This window comes from Pseudonocardia hierapolitana (assembly GCF_007994075.1).
Taxonomy (GTDB): Bacteria; Actinomycetota; Actinomycetes; order Mycobacteriales; family Pseudonocardiaceae; genus Pseudonocardia; species Pseudonocardia hierapolitana.
In genome coordinates this window covers 68,765-86,245 of record NZ_VIWU01000001.1, presented here as the reverse complement: position 1 = coordinate 86,245, position 17,481 = coordinate 68,765, and the positions used below count along the sequence as shown (strand labels likewise).

Here is a 17,481-nt window from a genome sequence, read left to right as displayed (position 1 = left end):
GAACCACATGCAGCAGCGACAGGCCCGGGTCGCAGTGATCGGAGCAGGCCCGTCCGGGCTGTACGCCGCCGCCGCGCTGCTGGCCGCCGACATGCCGGTCAGCATCGACGTGCTGGACCGCCTGCCGGCGCCGTACGGCCTCGTCCGGTACGGCGTGGCACCGGATCACGTGAAGATGAAGTCGGTCATCCGCGTGTTGCAGAAGCCGTTCGACCCGGCCGAGATCGAGTTCCTGGGTGGTGTCCACGTCGGTGCCGGTGGCGTGCCGCTCGACGTCGTCCGGCAGCACTTCCACGCCGTCGTGCACGCCACCGGCAGCTCCGTGGACCGTGCCCTCGGCATCCCCGGCGAGGAGCTGGCCGGTTCGCTGGGCTCGGGCGCGTTCGTGAGCTGGTACTGCGGCCACCCCGACCACACGAAGCTGCAGCCGTCGCTGCACCACCCGGGCGTCGCGGTGGTCGGTGCCGGCAACGTCGCACTGGACGTCGCGCGCGTGCTGGCCAAGACCGCCGACGAGATGGCCGGGACCGACGTCCCGGACCCGGTGCTCGACACCCTGCGCGGAAGCGCAGTCCGCGACATCCACGTGCTGATCCGGCGCGGTCCGCAGCACATCCGCTTCACGCCGGCGGAGCTGCGCCAGATCGGCGAGCTCGTGAACGCCGACGTGCTCGTGCACGACGACGGCGTGCTGGCAGCGGGTGTGGAGGAGCCGGAGGACCGGCGGCACCGGCAGATGCTCGACATGCTCGCCGAGTGGTCGGCCGCCACGCCCGCAGGCAAGCCGCGCCGCATCCACCTGCGGTTCCTGCGCTCCCCGGTGCGGATCCTCGGGGCCGACGGTCGCGTCGCAGGCGTGGTGGTCGAGCGCAACGCGATCGTCGACGGGCGCGTCGTCGGCACCGGCGAGCAGGAGACCCTCGACGTCGGGATGATCGTGCGGGCGATCGGCTACGACGCCGCACCCATCCCGGGCCTGCCGTTCGACGCCGCCACCGGAACCGTTCCCAACGTGGGCGGCCGCGTCGTGCGCGACGGAGAGCCGGTGCCCGGCGCGTACGTCACGGGCTGGATCAAGCGCGGTCCCACGGGCGTGATCGGCACCAACAAGGCCGATGCCGTGGAGACGGTGGCCGCGCTGCTGGAGGATCTCCCCGGCCTGCCCGACCCCGCCGAGCCGGATCCCGCGGCCTTCCGGGCTGCGCTCGCCGCGCACGGGGTGCGCGCGGTGGACTGGACGGCGTGGATGCGCCTCGACGCCGAGGAGGTGCGCCGCGGCGGGCTGCGCGGGGCGGAGCGGGTGAAGGTCGCCGAGCTGGCCGAGATGCTGGACGCCGCCCACGGGGCCACCACAGGCTGATCGAGGAGGGGAGTTCGCGTCACGCCGGCAACGCGTGGTGCACGCGGCGCAGGACGAGCCGGCGGCGGGCCGGTCGGTGTCGCGGATCGACGTGTTCTGCCGGCTCGGCCGGTCACGCAGAACCACCTGGACCGTTGGCAGCACGGGCGGGCCCACCGGCTACGACGAGCTGCCTCCTGCGCGAGGAGGTGCCCGGCCCGGGTGCGGCCGCGGTCGACGACGTGCTGGACCGCCGGCGGGTGTCGGCCGGCCTCATGCGGCGAGGAGGCGAGCACCCTCCACCAGCCGGGACAGGTCGGCGTCCGTCCACGGTGTCCGCGTGATGACGCCGATGTGCTCGGCGCCGAGCTCGCCCAGCCCCGCACGACGCTCGGCGAAGGCATCGGGCGTCTCGTCCGGGAAGAGCGCGGTGCCGACGGTGGTCTCGATCTCCTCACGTGGGCGGCCGATCGCCTCGCACTCGCGCGCGAGGACCTCCAGCTTGTGGCGCAGGGTGACGCCGCCGTCCGGGATGTCGAAGAGGTTGCACGCGTCGGCGTAGCGGGCCACCAGCGGCAGCGTCTTCTTCTCGCCTGCGCCGCCGACGAGGATCCGCGGCCTGCGCGCCGGGATCGGGTGGTTCAGCGGCCGCTCGGCGCGGACGCGCCTGCCCGCGAACGGGGAGTCGTCGCCCGCGAACATGCGGTGGGCCAGCTGCAGGGTGTCCTCCAGCCGCTCGAACCGCTCGGCCGGCGGCGGCATCGGGATCCCCATCTGTGCCGCCTCCTGCTCGTGGTAGCCGGCGCCGATGCCCAGCCATGCGCGACCGCCGGAGAGGGCGTCGAGCGTGCTGACCGCCTTGATCAGCAGAGTGGCCGGCCGGAAGGCGACCGGGCTGACCATCGCCCCCAGCCGCACCCGCTCGCTGCGGCCCGCGAGCCAGCCCAGCGTGGTGTAGGCCTCGAGGTGCGGGTCGGTGGGTTCGGTACCGGGTGCGTACTGGACGAGGTGGTCGGCCACCCAGACCGTGTCGATGCCGCCCTCGTCGGCGACGCGCACGATCCGCTCCAGCGGGGCGTGTTCCGTACTCGCCGGGAACTGGGTGACGCTCAGGCTGACCCGCATGCAAGAACAGTAGGCATCTAACGATTAGTCGTCAATGCATTAGATATCGAACGATCTTGCTAGGCTGCCGCCATGCCTGGACCGCCGCGGGGGATGCCGATCGGACGCCGGCTGGCGAGCACGGCGAAGGAGGTCAGCCGCGCGTTCGGTGAGGCGCTCGCCGCCGTCGGCGGGTCGGAGCACGTCTGGCTGATCCTGCTCGCGCTCAAGACACGCGAGAACGCGAACCAGCGCGCGCTCGCCGCCGCCGTCGGGATCCAGGGGGCCACGCTCACCCACCATCTCAACGCGATGGAGGACGCCGGGCTCGTCACGCGGCGGCGCGACCCGCGGAACCGGCGCATCCACGTGGTGGAGCTGACGCCCGAGGGCGAGGCGGCGTTCCTCCGCATGCGATCCGCCGCAGTCGAGTTCGACGAGCGGCTGCGGGGCGACCTGTCGGACGACGACCTGGAGCGTGTGGCCGCTGTGCTCGACCAGCTCCGGGCCAACGTCGCCCCGGACTGATCGGCGCCGGACGCCGGGCTCGCCGTGTCGAACCGCCCGACCCGCCGTGCTCAGACGTCGGACTCGCCGTGCTCAGACGTCGGACTCGCCGTGCGCAGATGTCGGACTCGCCGTGCTCAGACGTCGGACTCGCGGGACCGGGGTGCGCTCACCCGCGAGTCCGGCAAACCGTCACGGCGAGTCCGGCCAACCGTCACGGCGAGTCCGGCCAACCGTCACGGCGAGTCCGGCGAACTGGCACGGCGAGTCCGGCGATCGCGCCGGGTGAGCTCAGCAGGGCTCGACGGAGACGACCGCCGGCACGGCGCCGAGGCGGTCGGCGAAGGTTGCGCACTCGTCGGCCGTGAGGGACACGGTGCAGGTGACCGAGCTGTAGGGGACGCCGTCGCGGACCTCGACGGCGAACTCGCGCACCGGGAATCCACATGCGCGCAGCGTGCTGCCGATGTCGAGGACGCCCTGCATGCCACCGGTGGTCACGATCTCGTGGCGGCGCTGGAGGCGCGGGGCCCAGGAGTTGCGGCGGGAGTGGTCGAGAACAGTCATTGTTCGGCTCCGGGGTTCCACGGATGGTGGTCGCCGAGCCAGGCCTCGGTGAGGTGGGGGAGCGGGGCGCGCCGGCGGCCTGGCTCAGCCGACGCGCGGCGGTACTGCCGCGGCGAGGGCGAGGGCGATACGCATGACCTCAGAGTAACGCGTGTCACGTCGGGGCGGCGGACCGGCCCGGCGTGTCACCGTTGCAGATCGTGGGCGAGGGAGGAAACGCTCGGGGCGACGACCGCTAACGCACCAGCCTGCCCAGCAGTGACGCGGCCCCGACGATCCCGAGGACGGCGGCGCCGACGAGCACCCCGAAGTCGGCCCACAGGTTCGCCGGGGCGCCGACGAGCAGCCCGCGCAGGGCGTTCACCAGGTAGGTCAGCGGGTTGACCTGGCTGATCACCTGCAGCCACGCCGGCATGATGTCGATCGGGTACAGCGCGTTCGAGGCGAAGAACAGCGGCATCGTCATGAGCTGGCCGATGCCCATCAGCCGGTCGCGGGTCTGCGCCACCCCGGCGATCGCCATCGACAGGCACGAGAAGAAACCCGCGCTGAGCATGAGGGCGGCTGCGGCGGCGATCAGCTTCAGCGGGTTGAGGGTGATGCCGACGCCGAGCAGCAACGCCACCGGCACGAGCACGACCACCGGGGCGAGCCCGCGCAGCCCTGCCGCGAACGCCTTGGCCATCACGATCGCGGCTCGCGGCGTGGGGGTGACCATGACCTTGGTGAGGATGCCGGCGTCGCGCTCCCAGATGATCTGGATCCCGAAGAAGATCGCGACGAACAGCGCCGACTGCGCGAGGATCCCGGGCGTCAGGTACTCCAGGTAGGACAGGTCGCCGGTCGGGATCGCCCGGATCCGGCTGAAGATCTGCCCGAAGATCAGCAACCACAGCACGGGCTGCACCATGCGCGTGAGGAGCTCGGTGTTGTCGCTGCGCAGCTTCTGCAGCTCGACGAGTCCGAGCGCGGCGGTGCGCGAGGCGAGCAGGCGGATCGGCTCAGCCCAGCTTGCGGGCGGTCGTGCGGCTACGACGGACATCTCTCACCCTCTCCGCTGCGTGGTCATCGGCGAGGCCGGCGCCGGCGTACCGCCGGAAGACGTCCTCGAGCGTGGCGTCCGGGCCGATCCCCGCGCCGAGCTCGGCGGGGGAGCCGACGGCCTGCAGCCGACCGTGGTGCATGAGCGCCACGGTGTCGCACAGCTCGTCGGCCTCCTCCATGTAGTGCGTCGTGAGGAGCACCGTCATGCCGTAGTCGGCCTTCATCTGGCGCACCCGCTCCCACACGCCCGCCCGCGCGATCGGGTCGAGGCCGACCGTCGGCTCGTCGAGCACGAGCAGCGCGGGCCGGTTGACCAGCGCCTGCGCCAGCTCGAGCCGGCGGATCATGCCGCCCGAGTACGTGCCGGCCCGCCGGTCGGCCACGGAGAGGAGGTCCATGGCGTCCAGGGCCTCCTCCACCCGGGCGGCCCGCTCGGCGCGCGGGACGTCGAACAGCCGCGCGAACCACGTGACGTTCTGCCGCCCGGTGAGCGCGGCCTCGATCGAGAGCTGCTGCGGCACGTAGCCCAGGTGCCGGCGGACGTCGAACGCCCGGCGCCGGACGTCGAACCCGAACACCCGCACGCTGCCCTCCTGCACCGGCAGCAGCGTGTTCAGCACGCGGATCGTGGTGGTCTTGCCGGCCCCGTTGGGACCGAGCAGCCCGAACACCTCCCCGGCCGCGATGCTCAGGTCGAGGTGGTCGACGGCCAGCGTGTCGCCGAACCGGTGCACCAGCCCGGTGCACTCCACCGCCTGCGCGGTCACCGTTCACGCTCCAGGGTCCGCAGTTCCTCGGCCAGGGCCTCCAGCGCGTCGATCCCGGCCGCGAGGTCGGTGAGCTGCCGCGGGGAGAGCCGGTCGAGCGCCTCGTGCAGCACGCCGCGCCTCCGGGCGCGGGCGGCGTCCAGGGCCACCTGAGCCGCCGGGGTCAGGGTCAGCCGCCCGACCCGCCGGTCCTGCGGGTCGGTCTCGCGCACCAGCAGGCCGGCCCCGACGAGCTGCGTGACGATCGTCGACACGCTGTTGGGCGCCAGACCCAGCTCGTCGGCGATCTCGGCCACCGATCTCCCCTCGCGCTTGCCGACCACGAGGAGCACTTCGCGCTGCGACGTCGACACCTCGAGCGGCGCGGTCGTGACGAACGGCCCGGCCAGGCGGCGCAGCAGCCGGCGCACCGCGCCGACGGCCGGCATCAGCGACTCGGACACCGCGTCCGCGGTCGGTGCCGTGGGGGAGGGGACCATGCGCTCCACCATATACCTCTGAGGCAGAGTAAATCTGGTGCAGATGTAGTGCGATCATGTGATAGGGAGGCACCATGACCACCGTCGCCGTCACCGGCAGCAGCGGAAAGCTCGGCCGCCACGTGGTGCGCCACCTCCAGGAGCACGGCTACCGGGTCGTGGCGCTCGACCGCGTGCCGGACCCGGACACGGCGGCGGCGGTGTCGGTGCGCGTCGACCTGACCGACCACGGCCAGGTCCTCGAGGCCCTCACCGCCGTCGACAACCGCCACGACGGCGTCGACGCGGTCGTGCACCTCGCCGCGATCCCCGCACCCGGACTCACCACGAACGCCGCGACGTTCTCGAACAACATCACCGCGACCTACAACGTGTTCGCCGCCGCCCGCATCGCGGGCATCCGCAACGTGGTGTGGGCGTCCAGCGAGACGGTGCTGGGCCTGCCGTTCGACGTGCCGCCGCCCTACATCCCGGTCGACGAGGAGTACCCGGTGCGGCCGGAGAGCACGTACTCGCTGGTCAAGAGCCTCGAGGAGGAGATGGCGCGGCACTTCTGCCGGTGGGTGCCCGACATGAAGATGATCGGGCTGCGGTTCTCGAACGTGATGGACCCCGAGGACTACGCGCGGTTCCCCGGCTTCGACGCCGACCCTTCGGCGCGGCGGTGGAACCTGTGGGCGTACATCGACGGCCGCGACGGCGCCCAGGCCGTGCGCCGCGCGCTGGAGCACGAGGCCACGGGCGTCGACGTGTTCGTGATCGCCAACGCCGACTCCGTGATGTCGCGGGCCAGCGCCGACCTCGCCGCCGAGGTCTACCCGGGCGTGCCGGTCACGAAGGAGCTCGGCGAGCACGAGACGATGCTGTCGATCGACAAGGCGCGCCGCGTGCTGGGGTACGAGCCGCTGTTCAGCTGGCGCGGCTAGCGTCGACCGGCTCGTCGAGAAGGGCCGGGCTGAAACGCCGCCACGCCACGGCGGTGAGCACCACCATCCCGCCGAACGCGATCCAGAACGGCGCCGTGATCCCCAGGGCGCGGGCCACCAACCCGCCGCCCAGGGCGCCGATGGCGGCACCGCCGACCGAGAACAGGAAGTACCCGCTGTTGACGCGCCCGCGCAGCGCGTCGGGGACCACGCGCTGGCGCCAGGACAGCGAGAGGATGCCCCACAGGCTCGCGTGCGCGCCGAACACGATCATGGTGGCGATCGCCACCCACGGCGCCCCGGCGAGCGCCAGCGACAGGTGCGTGCAGGTCTCGATCACCAGGCCGACGCGCAGCAGCAGCGCGGTGCCGAACCGGCGCTGCAGCCGGGCCGCCACCACGGTGCCGGCGATTCCGCCCACCGCACTCGCCGCGAGCAGCAGCCCGAACCCGACCTCGTCGAGCCCCAGCCGCTCGCGCGCGTATAGCACGAGGATCGCGAACGCGCCGACGAGGGTGACGTTCATCAGGCACAGGCACACCGCGAGCATCCGCAGCACCGGGTGCCCCAGCAGGGTGCGCATCCCGGTGGCGATGTCGTGGCGCAACGGGCGGTGGGGCTCCTCGGACACCGGCCGGAACCGGCCCCGCAGCGTGGCGAGGAACACCGCCGCCACCAGGAACGTGGCGGCATTCAGCCCGAACGGCAGCGCGGCGGCCGCGACGAACAGCGCGGCACCCAGCGGCGGGGCGAGCAGCTGGTTGCCGACGAGCTGCACGCCCATCAGCCGTGCGTTCGCCCGCGGCAGGTCCTCGGCGGGGACGACGGCGGGCAGCAGCGCGGTGCTCGCGTTGTCGGCGAGCGTCTCCATCGTGCCGACCACGAAGAGCGCGGCGTACACGACGGCCACCGTCGCGACCCCGGTGGCGACGGCGACCGCGAGCCCGCCGACCACCGCGGCCCGCACGAGGTTGACCAGCACGACGACGAGCCGCCGGTCGAGCCGGTCGACGTAGACGCCTGCCGGCAGCGCGAACAGCAACCACGGCAGCTGCTGGACGAACATCGCGCCCGCGACGAGCGCCGGGTCGGACGTCAGGGACGCCAGCAGTAGCGGGCCCGCCGCGAGCGCGACCCCGTCACCGACGTTCGATACGGCGGAGGCCGCCCACAGGCGCCCGAACCCACCCCTCACCCCGCCAGCGTCGCGGCGGGGTCAAGCGGATTGTTCGATCAGCGGCGGGTGCGGCGGCGGTAGGTCACCTGGCGCGCCCCGACGCCGGCGAAGTACAGCGCGAGGCAGAACAGTCCCGCGGTGACGAGGAGTGAGCTCGTGATCACCGCGATGGAGATCCCGACGAGGTCGAAGAGGAGGGCGAGACCGAACAGGACAGCAGCGACAACTGCGAGCATTGGGCTCCTTCCGCAGGCCAGATGCCACTCTGTTCCCGTTTTCGATCGTGTTCAACCTGGACGCGGTCGATGGTCGCCAGTGCACCGAGACCGCGATTCGCGAACGGGAATTGCCAGCCACCCTGTCTCCGTGAGTACCGCGATGAGTGCGGGCGAGTCGTGCTGTGAGCGCGGGCCGCCGAGCGCGGAGCAGTCAGCCGAGGCGGGTCGCAGTCGACATCGCGAAGTGAGTCACGGTGCCGGCGACCGCGCGGATGAAGCGGTCCAGGGCGGTGCGGTCGAGATGGGCGAGCCGGTCACGGCGGGTGTGGTGTTCGCGTCGAACCCCGTTCGCCGGGCCGCGCACCCCAGCGGTTGGCCTGCTTCTCAGTCTTTCCACCTGTCGCCCGCCAGTGACACCACCCGTCGGGATACTTGCGTCGACGAACGGCGCGTAATCCGACTCGCGGTCGAGCTCGGTCGTCTTCGCGACGACCCCAGTGGCCGCCAGCTGCTCGACCAGGACGCACGCCACGTGCGCGGAGCCGGGCGGGCCGGGCTTCGCGACCGTCTTGCGTTGCCGCCCAGCACGAAGTAGGCGGTGTTCGGCGAGGGGATCATGTCCAGATCGAAGTAGAGCAGGATGCGGTTGCGGTCGGGACGCGAGCGTCCCGCCATCCCCTCCGGGTTCAGCGAGTGATCGTCTCCGAGGACTCCGCGAACCGCGCCACCGTGCCGGCGATCGCATCGGAGAAGTCATCGAGCGCGCTGCGGTGGATGCCTTCCGCCCGATCGCAGGCGGAGTGGTAGCAGGGGTCGAAGACGGCGCCGGCTCGCCCACCCCAGCGCTCGGCCTGCTCGGTCGTCTTCACGCCCTCGTCACCGGCGTAGACGCCGCCGGTGGGGATCCCCGCCTCGAGGAACGCGTCGAAGTCCGACCCGCCATCGAACGGGGCAAGCTCAGCCGCGACGCCGGTCTCGGCCAGTTCCTCGACCAGGACCCGGCCCGCCACCTGTGAGCCCGCCGGACCGGTCTCGGATTCGTCGTCGCCGCGACCCCCTTGCACGAAGTAGCCGGCGTTGGGCGAAGCCACCATGTCCAGGTTGAGGTAGAGGACGATCGCTCGGCGATCGCTGCTGGAGAGCGAGTCGACGTAGGCTTCGGAGCCGTAGAGACCCTGCTCCTCCGCCGCCCAGAATGCGATGCGCACCGCGTTGGAGACCGGGGGCGAGCCGCTCATCCGGACGGCGGCCTCCAGGAGCGCGGCCACACCGGAGGCGTTGTCATTGATCCCCGGGCCCTCGAGGACCGAGTCGAGGTGTGCCCCACCCATCACCACCTGCCGCGGGTTTCCGGTGCGGGTCTGCGCCACCACGTTGCGGACCGTCGTCTCCCCGCCGTCGTCCGAGTCGAGCACGAACGACGGGGTACTGACGTCGAACCCGGCCCCGCGGAGCACGCCCACGACGTAGTCGACGCTCGCGTCGTAGCCCGGACCGGGAGTGGCCCGATTGCCGCCGTTCGCGTCAGCGATGCGCTGCAGCGCCTCGACGTGGACCATCGCACCGTCCGCAGTCACGTCCTCGACGAGCTGCGACCGGAACGACCCGGAAGCGGGTGGCGCCGGTGCCGACGGGCCCGGCCCCAGCGGCCCGGGCGAGGTACAGGCACAAAGCAGGGCAGCGGCGGCGACGAGGGCCATCACGCCGCGCCGGTGAGTATGCTCGCCGTTGATCACAACGTCAGCTCCTCTCTTGATCTCTCCCAGGTACGTCGGTTGCCGGGTTGCTGCGCAAGCGGGCACCCGCCGCCACTTCCTCGCCCTTCACGAGGAACGCGTCGGCTTCGAGCGCTGAGCCCGCGCCCATCGTGACGCCGTAGTGCGCGAACGCCCCGACTCCGAGCGTGCAACCAGCACCGATGGCCGATCGGTCGGACTTGAACGCACCGCCAGCTGGTTGGCCCGCGCGATCAGCTGCGGATGGTGAGTACCTCGCCGACGGAGTTCACAGCCAGGTGCTCTGCTCGCCCGCATACGCGCGCACTTCGTCTCAAACAGCGACCCAACTCCACCGCTGAACCCAGCGGATTCAAGTAGCCGGTCCGACTGAGCCAGCTCGACCGCGGCCATCGTCAGTCTCCGATGGCCGCCGCGACCCCTGATTCTGAGCAACATCGCCCGACCGCATTGATGAGGATCGAGCAAGCCGCGTCGACGACCTCGGCGGTCACGTTGAGCGGCGGCAGCATGCGCACGACGCAGTCGTCACGTCCGCCGAGCTCCACGATCAGCCCCTCGGAGCGCACCTCCACCTGCACCCGAGCGGCTAGGTCACCCGCCGGGCTCCCGGCGTTCCATGCGACTGACTCGCTCCTGCCCATGATCGCTCCCCCTCTTCCCAGTCAGACTAGCATCATTGGGCATCAATACTGATACTTATTGGCTGCCGTCGCGTGATGACCGGAGCCGCACGACGACGAGGTCAAGATCCGGTCCTGCATGCGCTCAACGGTCTGGCGTCGCGAGATCCGGGAGCTACGGGACCGCGTCGAGCAGATCGAGCGTCAGCTAGCTGCCGAAGACGCGAAGCCATGACGTCCGCGACGGTTCGCAACAGCTCGTCCAGCTCCGCGTCGGTGGTCGTGGGGCTCTTTAACCTCCCCCTTGCTTTCCCGTGTACTTCTGCTTGCAGGAGAAGGCATAGCCTCTTGAGGAGTCCCACGCTCGACCAGACCGTCAGGTACCCCGGGCACAGCACGACCGAGGGGACGATCAGGATGGACCTTCGCTTCGTGGCATTCGATCTCATCGCCCGACATGCCGGGCTGCGGGCGCTCCTGGTGAACTACGCCGACCGTATCGAACACGGGCATGCTCCGGACGGGCCTGCGACCGGCGCCTGCTTCCTCGCGTTGCAGTGGATCGGCGACGACCCAACATGCGCTCCTGCCGAGCCCCAGCTGTTGACGGCGCAAGCCCACATGCCTCGTCATCGTTCGATAGATCCTCTGTTCCTCGACTTCGTTCTGGAACGACTGACGGCGGCTTTGACGGTGGGCGCAGCGAGAGAACTGATCGCGATCCGATGCCTGGCGACGTCGCGCGACTTCGCGGAGAGCGACGTCGGCACGATCTACAAGACCAGTGCATTCGAGATCGCTCCCGCAACGCGGCAGCGCACTGGGGAGGCCGTGCTCGAGCTGGAAAGGCTGGAGCCGTGGACTGGAGGCGTCCACCCCGGCGCTTGCGGTGTTGTCCGGTCGAGCAGCGCTTTCATGAGCATGAACTGATCGCCCTGTGCGGCGATGATCTGGCGTGACCTGCACGGTCCGGGTCGTCGGACAGAGCTGAGCGAGTGACACGCACCTCCGCACGCACCATGCTGAGAGGCCACCGGGAGCGGTGACCACGGCGGCTGCGGAACGGAGACCCTCGTGCGCACTCGAATCATCGGCTTGGCGGTCTGGTCCGCTGTTCTCGCTATCGGCCTCTTCGGAGTGCCGCTCGCTGTGGCGGTGTTCCAGTACGCGATGCAGGTCGAGCGCAGCGAGCTGCAGCGGGCCGCCGTCGGCGTCGCGATCGCGGTGGCTGGCGACGTGTCCGACGGGGATCCGATCGCGAACCTCAACATGCCCGGTTCGGTCCAGGTCGGGGTGTACGACGAGGACGGCGTCTGGCTGGCTGGTGCCGGGCCGGGCATGGAACGACGGGAGATCGCCCAGGCCCTCGTGGGCGGGGTGGGAGCCGGAACGGACGGCGGCAATCTCGTCGTCGCCGTGCCGGTCACGGAATACAACGACGTGATCGGTGCGGTGCGGGCCACCACTCCGCTCAGCACCGTTCTGCAGCCGGTGGCGCTGGTGTGGGGCGCGATGGCCGCGCTCGCGGCCTTTGCCGTTGCCGCCGCATGGCTCGTCGGGCGTCGGCAGGCTCGCCGGCTGGCGCGGCCACTCGAGGACCTGGTCGTCGCTGCGCGTCGGCTGGGCGAGGGCGACTTCAGCGTGCGGACCCGGCAAGGCGGGATCCCGGAGATCGACTCGGTAGGAAACGCGCTCAACCACACCGCCGGTCGCCTCGACGACCTGCTCGCCAGGGAGCGGTCGCTGTCCGCCGACGTCACCCATCAGTTGCGCACGCCGCTCGCGGGTCTGCGGCTGCGACTCGAAGCCGCTCTCGAGCCGCCGGACCAGGATCTCAGGTCCGCGATCATCGCGAGTCTCGCCGACGCGGATCGACTGGAGTTGACCATCGACGAGTTGCTGGCCCTCGCTCATGACGAACGAGCCACCGGGGCCGGCCCACTCGATCTCCGTGCACTGCTGGGCGAGATGTCGCCGGAGTGGCGCGAGCGCCTCGCGCTCGAAGGCCGCGGCCTCGACCTGAACATCGATTCGGGAGCACCGGACCCGCGCGCATCGGCTGCGGCGGTCCGGCAGGTCCTCGCGGTGCTCCTGGACAACGCGACAACACACGGCAAAGGAACCGTCGCGGTCGCGGTCCGTGAGGCCACCAACGCGGTGGCGATCGACGTCTCCGACGAGGGACGTGGTGTGCACGAACCCGAGAGCGTCCTGTTCGCCGGACGTGCCGACCAGCGAAACGGGCACGGGATCGGCCTGGCACTGGCGCGACGCCTCGCGGAGGCCGAGGGCGGTCGGCTGGAGCTCGCCTGCCGAACACCGCCGGTGTTCACCCTTCTGTTGCCGTCGGCGATTGCCGACTTGTCGGCCAACCGTCCGATCCCCGGCGTCGCTGCCGGCGACCGCGGCTAGCGCGTACTAATCGGCGGAGCCAGATGTCGACGCCTGCGATCTGGGTGGCTTCGAAGCGCAGGGCCAGCTTGTCGTAGCGGGTGGCCACGCCCCGGTTCTGTTCCTGCAAGGTGCGTCAGGATCCGCGGCCAAATGCCATCTCGCTGCCAGCGTCGAAACAGGCCGTAGACCGACTGCCAGGACTCGTACCGCTCGGGTACGTCCCGCCACGGTGTACCGGCACGGGTCCGCCACCGGATCCAGGACAGCGACGAAGATCCACTTTCTAGGACAGACGCTAGTAGGCACTAGGGACGCGCGCTGTCGTCCGGCGCCCCGAGCTCCAACCGGTATCCGTAGCCACGCAGTGTGACGATCTCAGGAACACAGGCTCTCGCCGAGGCGGCGACCTCCCCGATCTTGCGGCGAAGCGCTGCGATGTGGACGTCGAGCGTCTTGGTGGAGCCGAACCAGTGCTCGTCCCACACGTCGGACATGAGGGTCTCTCGGCTCAGCGCCACGTCAGGTTGCGCAGCCAGGCGGGCCAGGAGGTCGAACTCCTTCACGCGCAGGCGGAGATCCCGGCCGGCGACGGTGACCCTGCGGCGGGGTACGTCGACGACGAGGTCGCCGATGGGGACCGCTGGTACGGTCGCGGCCGCCTCGTTCCGGCGCAGGTGGGCGCGGATTCGCGCGTGCAACTCGGCCAGTCGGACGGGCTTGACCAGATAGTCGTCGGCGCCTGCCTCCAGCCCCACCACGACGTCCATCTCCGCCGCACGCGCGGTCAGGATGACGAGAACACAGCCGGGTTGAGCGCGCCGAAGCTGTCGGCAGACCTCGATGCCGTCGAGATCGGGAAGCCCGAGGTCCAGCAGAACGAGGTCGACCATTGTGGCGGAGGCCGATGCTAGCCCGGCGGCCCCCGTCCGCTCCCACACCACCTCGTGCGCATGACTCCGCAGACTCGACGACAGGACTTCCCCGATCGTCGAGTCGTCCTCGATGAGGAGGATCCGACTGGCCACACCGTCATCCAATGAGTCCACGAGCGGCCGGGCAAGGCGCCGGCCCGGCGGGGCTTCGCGCTTTGCTCAGCGAGCGGACAGCCTGAGCCGCAAGACGATCTCGCCGTCGTCGATCTCACCGGTAGGCCGGAAGCCGAACCGCCGGTAGAAGGGCCATGGTTCGCCTTCTCCAGGCTCGTAGCTGGTCAGCAGCTCGGCGGCGCCATCGGCTCGAACCAGCTCGGCGATCTGTGTCAGCACCTCCCGGCCGATCCCGCGCCTCTGGTACCGCTTGTCGATGAGGAGACGCCAGAGGAAATGCCGCCCCTCGAAGGGACCAGCCGGCGGGCTCCACGACAGCATCACGAAGCCGACCGGCTCGTCGCCGCGGTACACGGCGCGATACCAGGGATTGGCCTCCGGCGTCGCTGCCGCCTGCTTGAGCGACTTGGACACCGAGGCGACGAACTGCTTCTGGTCACGCCGGATGCGGAGGGCGCGAACCGCATCCCGGTTGGCGTCAGTGATCTCCCTCAGGTGCACGCCTGGAGACGTCATGCCGCACCCTTCCTGTATCGACTCCGACGAGTGGCTCCCAGCGCACCTTGGACTCCACGAAGGCCGCGAGCCGCCCAAGGCTGCCGAAGACGTCGCCCATGATCTCGTCGATCTCGATCTCGATCCCGAACCGCTCCTGCAGGGCGACGATGAGCTTGACGACGGTGAGCGAGTCGAGCTCGGGAAGATTGCCGTGTAGGCCCGTCTCCGGGCCGAGGTCATCGGCCTTGTCCTCGATGTCCAGCGTGGTCACCACGACGGCCTTGACGTCCTCGAAGATCGCCTGTGAGATCTCTGGCGAGCGGCTCATCTGGTTCTCCTCATCGGTCCTGCAGAGGGCGGGAGGCGTTGAGCTCGTGGCGAAGAACCGCCCGGTCGAACTTGCCGTTCGGCGATCGGGGCAGGGCGCTGCGGACCACCACCTCGGCGGGCAACATGTAGGTGGGCAGTTCCTGCCGCAGGCGCGCGGTCACCGCGGCCGCGTCGAAGCCGGTGGGATCGCAGGGAGACACGACGAGGACGATCCGGTGGCCGAGCGCCTCGTCCTCGAGGCCGAGCGCGACGGCATCGTGGACCAGCCCAGTCTCGTAGGCCACTTCCTCGATCTCTTGCGGGCTGATCCGATATCCCGATGTCTTGATCATGTCATCACGCCGTCCGACGAAGTACAGGAAGCCCTCCTCGTCGCGGACGACGACATCGCCGGACCAGACCGCCAGCTCGGGCGTACACAGCTCGACCGGACGGTTCGGCGGCGGCCGGAACCGCTCGGCCGTGCGCTCCGCGTCACTCCAATAACCCAGCGTGACGAGCGGACCTCGGTGCACCAGCTCACCCGGCTCGCCCGGACCACACAGGCCGCCGTCCTCACGGACTACGAGGATCTCGGCATTCGGGATGGCCTGGCCGATCGAATCCGGCCGCCGGTCGACCTCCCGTGGATCGAGGTAGGTGGAGCGGAACGCCTCTGTGAGGCCGTACATCAGATATGGCGCCGCGGTCGGGAAGATTGCTCGCAGTCGTTGCAGGGTAACGCGCGGGAGCCGCCCCCCGGTGTTCGCGAAGTAGCGCATCCCGGCCACGGCCTCGGATGGCCACGTCTGGGCTGCGAGCTGGATCCACAGCGGCGGTACGCCAACCAGCCCGGTGATGCGGTGCTCCGCGCACAGCCGGACGACATCTCCCGGCAGCAGGTAGTCGGCGAGCACCACGTGGGCGCCGACACAGAAGCCGGTGGTCAGTTGGCTCAGTCCGGCGTCGAAGCTCAGCGGGAGAACGGCCAGGATCCGGTCCTCTGCCGTGTTGTTCAGGTAGGTGCTGACGCTCTCCGCGCCCACGACGAGGTTGCGGTGCGAGAGCACGACGCCCTTCGGGGCCCCGGTGCTCCCCGACGTATAGAGGATTGCGGCCACATCCGTGTCGACGCCGCCCGTCGGAGGACACGCGGCCTGGCTCGCGCGCTCGGCGGCCTCGGACCAGGGGAGCACGCGGTAAGGGGCTTCCTCGTCCTCACCGAGCAAGTCGCCCAGCACGAGGACGTGGCTGAGTGACTTGCAGGCGGCGAGCTCGGCGCGCAGGGTCCGCAGCCGGTCCGTTGAGGTCACCAGTACCCGCACGGCGCAGTCGTCGAGGATGTGCCGCACTTGCCTGGCCCGCAGCACGGGGTTCACCGGGACGAACACGCCACCGGCTCGCGAGCAGGCGAGCAGCGCCACGACGGTCTCGATCCTCTTGTCGAGGAAGACCGCGACGCGCTCGCCACCATCGAGCCCGATGTCGCGCAGGCCGGCGGCCGCTAGCTCCGTCCGCTCGTGCAGATCGGCGTAGGAGATCGTGGTCGTCCGCGCGGTCAGGGCGGGCGCGCCGGGGTTGCGTTGGGCGGACCTCGCGACGAGGTCCGGCAACCGGATGATCATTTCGGCGGATTCCTTCCTGTTCCTTTCGCCTGGCAGCCGACGAGTCCCAGCCCCTGCCCCCTGCGGCGGCTCGTCTCCGTTGGCAGGGCCGATCGCCCGGGCGTTGGACGCGGGAGTTCGACAAGTCGTCCCGCGTCAGCCTGGCCGGTGGGCGGTGCTGAGGTCAGCGGAGTTGAGCGCCTCTGGGCCATAGAGGTCCTCCACCCAGTTGGACTGGTAGACGGTGTCGAGGTAGCGCTCACCGAGGTCCGGGGCGATCGCCACCGCAGTGACGCCAGGCGCGCCATTGCGGGTGAGCCAGCTCGTCGCGCCGCTGACCACCGTGCCGGTGGATCCGCCGAACAGGAATCCGTGCCTGGCCAGCCGGCGGCAGGCGCGGACCGTGTCCGCCTCCTCGATGCGGACCACATCGTCCACGTAGGACGTATCGAGTAACGGCGGACGGATGCTGGTGCCCAGCCCGGGAATCATTCGCCGGCCCGGGGGGCCACCGAAAGCCACTGAGCCGACGCTGTCCACGGCGACGACCTGCACCCGCCGATGCCACCCCCGGAAGTAGCGCGCGCAACCCATCAGGGTCCCGGTGGTGCCTGTGCCGACGAATAGCACGTCCAGCCGCGGGAACTGGCGCGCGATCGCCGGTGCCGTCGTGCGGTAGTGCGCCAGCCAGTTACCTGGGTTGACGTACTGGTTGAGCCATACGTACCGGTCGTCGGAGGCGCACAGCGCCCGCACGTAGTCGATGCGTGCGCCGAGGAAGCCACCGATGGGATCCGGCTCGGCAATGATGTGGACCTGGCTGCCCAACGCAACCATCAGTCGCCGGGTGGCCAGGTTGCACCGGGAGTCGGTCACGCACAGGAACCGGTAGCCCTTGCTCGCCGCGACCGTGCTGAGCGCCACGCCCAGGTTGCCGGACGACGATTCGACCAGCACCGACCCTGGCGTCAGGACGCCCTCCCGCTCGGCAGCCTCCACCATCTCGGTCGCTGCTTTCAGCTTGATCGACCCGGCGAAGTTGAATCCCTCGCATTTCAGGAAGAGTGGGTGCTCGAGGATCGACCGGAGGTCGACGTAGAGCTCCTCCTCGTTGAAGGCATGTGGAACGGATATGACTGGCAC

General features: G+C 70.4%; 21 protein-coding genes. 5 read left to right on the top strand and 16 right to left on the bottom strand.

Features of this window, described 5'->3' with window-relative positions; all coding sequences use genetic code 11:
- Nucleotides 1-7: 7 nt before the first annotated feature.
- Nucleotides 8-1,360, top strand: a complete 1,353-nt coding sequence (locus FHX44_RS00405; RefSeq protein ID WP_147253611.1) for an FAD-dependent oxidoreductase — start codon at nt 8-10, stop codon at nt 1,358-1,360.
- A gap of 252 nt (nt 1,361-1,612) precedes the next feature.
- On the opposite strand, the gene FHX44_RS00400 is transcribed toward FHX44_RS00405, so the two are convergent.
- A complete protein-coding gene (locus FHX44_RS00400; RefSeq protein ID WP_147253610.1) occupies nt 1,613-2,464 on the bottom strand; it encodes an LLM class flavin-dependent oxidoreductase in 852 nt (283 codons plus the stop codon).
- Nucleotides 2,465-2,536: 72 nt separating this feature from the next.
- Here FHX44_RS00400 and FHX44_RS00395 point away from each other — a divergent pair, with 72 nt between their 5' ends.
- Nucleotides 2,537-2,971 carry a MarR family winged helix-turn-helix transcriptional regulator gene (locus FHX44_RS00395; protein WP_147253609.1) on the top strand — a complete coding sequence of 145 codons (435 nt, stop codon included), beginning with the start codon at nt 2,537-2,539 and terminating at the stop codon, nt 2,969-2,971.
- A gap of 270 nt (nt 2,972-3,241) precedes the next feature.
- On the opposite strand, the gene FHX44_RS00390 is transcribed toward FHX44_RS00395, so the two are convergent.
- From FHX44_RS00390 to FHX44_RS00375, 4 genes are all read right to left on the bottom strand, one after another.
- Complete coding sequence (locus FHX44_RS00390; RefSeq protein WP_147253608.1) at nt 3,242-3,517, bottom strand: hypothetical protein; 276 nt, start codon at nt 3,515-3,517, stop codon at nt 3,242-3,244.
- 235 nt (nt 3,518-3,752) lie between these two features.
- The gene (locus tag FHX44_RS00385; RefSeq protein ID WP_147253607.1) at nt 3,753-4,559 is read right to left on the bottom strand and encodes an ABC transporter permease; all 807 of its coding nucleotides are present in this window, start codon (nt 4,557-4,559) and stop codon (nt 3,753-3,755) included.
- Entirely contained in the window at nt 4,519-5,328 is an 810-nt protein-coding gene (locus FHX44_RS00380) for an ATP-binding cassette domain-containing protein (RefSeq protein WP_147253606.1), read from the bottom strand. The genes FHX44_RS00385 and FHX44_RS00380 overlap by 41 nt, the downstream gene beginning before the upstream one ends.
- Nucleotides 5,325-5,807 (bottom strand): MarR family winged helix-turn-helix transcriptional regulator, encoded by a 483-nt coding sequence (locus tag FHX44_RS00375; protein WP_170308706.1) that lies wholly within the window; start codon nt 5,805-5,807, stop codon nt 5,325-5,327. The genes FHX44_RS00380 and FHX44_RS00375 overlap by 4 nt, the downstream gene beginning before the upstream one ends.
- A 74-nt stretch (nt 5,808-5,881) precedes the next feature.
- On the opposite strand from FHX44_RS00375, the gene FHX44_RS00370 reads away from it, so the two are divergent.
- A complete protein-coding gene (locus FHX44_RS00370; protein WP_147253604.1) occupies nt 5,882-6,733 on the top strand; it encodes an NAD-dependent epimerase/dehydratase family protein in 852 nt (283 codons plus the stop codon).
- Here the strand turns inward: FHX44_RS00370 and FHX44_RS00365 are convergent.
- The 5 genes from FHX44_RS00365 to FHX44_RS00345 form a co-directional block, all read right to left on the bottom strand.
- A complete protein-coding gene (locus FHX44_RS00365) occupies nt 6,717-7,928 on the bottom strand; it encodes an MFS transporter (protein ID WP_147253603.1) in 1,212 nt (403 codons plus the stop codon). The two genes, FHX44_RS00370 and FHX44_RS00365, sit on opposite strands and share 17 nt — an antisense overlap.
- Nucleotides 7,929-7,966: 38 nt before the next feature.
- The gene (locus FHX44_RS00360) at nt 7,967-8,146 is read right to left on the bottom strand and encodes a hypothetical protein (RefSeq protein ID WP_147253602.1); all 180 of its coding nucleotides are present in this window, start codon (nt 8,144-8,146) and stop codon (nt 7,967-7,969) included.
- 193 nt (nt 8,147-8,339) lie between these two features.
- On the bottom strand, nt 8,340-8,660 hold the full coding sequence (locus FHX44_RS41895; protein WP_170308705.1) for a M28 family peptidase: 321 nt from the start codon (nt 8,658-8,660) through the stop codon (nt 8,340-8,342).
- 154 nt (nt 8,661-8,814) lie between these two features.
- Nucleotides 8,815-9,705: a M20/M25/M40 family metallo-hydrolase gene (locus tag FHX44_RS00350; RefSeq protein ID WP_246170131.1), complete on the bottom strand. Its 891-nt coding sequence runs from the start codon at nt 9,703-9,705 to the stop codon at nt 8,815-8,817.
- Nucleotides 9,706-10,259: 554 nt separating this feature from the next.
- Nucleotides 10,260-10,445, bottom strand: coding sequence for a hypothetical protein (locus tag FHX44_RS00345; RefSeq protein WP_212613134.1), 186 nt, complete (start codon nt 10,443-10,445; stop codon nt 10,260-10,262).
- 474 nt (nt 10,446-10,919) lie between these two features.
- Here FHX44_RS00345 and FHX44_RS00340 point away from each other — a divergent pair, with 474 nt between their 5' ends.
- Nucleotides 10,920-11,417, top strand: coding sequence for a hypothetical protein (locus FHX44_RS00340; RefSeq protein WP_147253600.1), 498 nt, complete (start codon nt 10,920-10,922; stop codon nt 11,415-11,417).
- Between the two features lie 363 nt (nt 11,418-11,780).
- Nucleotides 11,781-12,899 carry a sensor histidine kinase gene (locus FHX44_RS00335; protein ID WP_246170130.1) on the top strand — a complete coding sequence of 373 codons (1,119 nt, stop codon included), beginning with the start codon at nt 11,781-11,783 and terminating at the stop codon, nt 12,897-12,899.
- Here FHX44_RS00335 and FHX44_RS42980 read toward each other — a convergent pair.
- The 6 genes from FHX44_RS42980 to sbnA form a co-directional block, all read right to left on the bottom strand.
- Entirely contained in the window at nt 12,896-13,138 is a 243-nt protein-coding gene (locus FHX44_RS42980) for a transposase (RefSeq protein WP_246170889.1), read from the bottom strand. The genes FHX44_RS00335 and FHX44_RS42980 overlap by 4 nt on opposite strands.
- A gap of 48 nt (nt 13,139-13,186) precedes the next feature.
- Complete coding sequence (locus FHX44_RS00325) at nt 13,187-13,906, bottom strand: response regulator transcription factor (RefSeq protein WP_147253598.1); 720 nt, start codon at nt 13,904-13,906, stop codon at nt 13,187-13,189.
- Between the two features lie 66 nt (nt 13,907-13,972).
- Nucleotides 13,973-14,443: a GNAT family N-acetyltransferase gene (locus FHX44_RS00320; protein ID WP_212612273.1), complete on the bottom strand. Its 471-nt coding sequence runs from the start codon at nt 14,441-14,443 to the stop codon at nt 13,973-13,975.
- Nucleotides 14,406-14,753 carry an acyl carrier protein gene (locus FHX44_RS00315; RefSeq protein ID WP_147253597.1) on the bottom strand — a complete coding sequence of 116 codons (348 nt, stop codon included), beginning with the start codon at nt 14,751-14,753 and terminating at the stop codon, nt 14,406-14,408. Before FHX44_RS00315 ends, FHX44_RS00320 begins: the two co-directional genes overlap by 38 nt.
- Before the next feature lie 10 nt (nt 14,754-14,763).
- On the bottom strand, nt 14,764-16,359 hold the full coding sequence (locus tag FHX44_RS00310) for an acyl-CoA ligase (AMP-forming), exosortase A system-associated (RefSeq protein WP_147253596.1): 1,596 nt from the start codon (nt 16,357-16,359) through the stop codon (nt 14,764-14,766).
- A gap of 135 nt (nt 16,360-16,494) precedes the next feature.
- Nucleotides 16,495-17,481: a 2,3-diaminopropionate biosynthesis protein SbnA gene (gene sbnA, locus FHX44_RS00305; RefSeq protein ID WP_147253595.1), complete on the bottom strand. Its 987-nt coding sequence runs from the start codon at nt 17,479-17,481 to the stop codon at nt 16,495-16,497.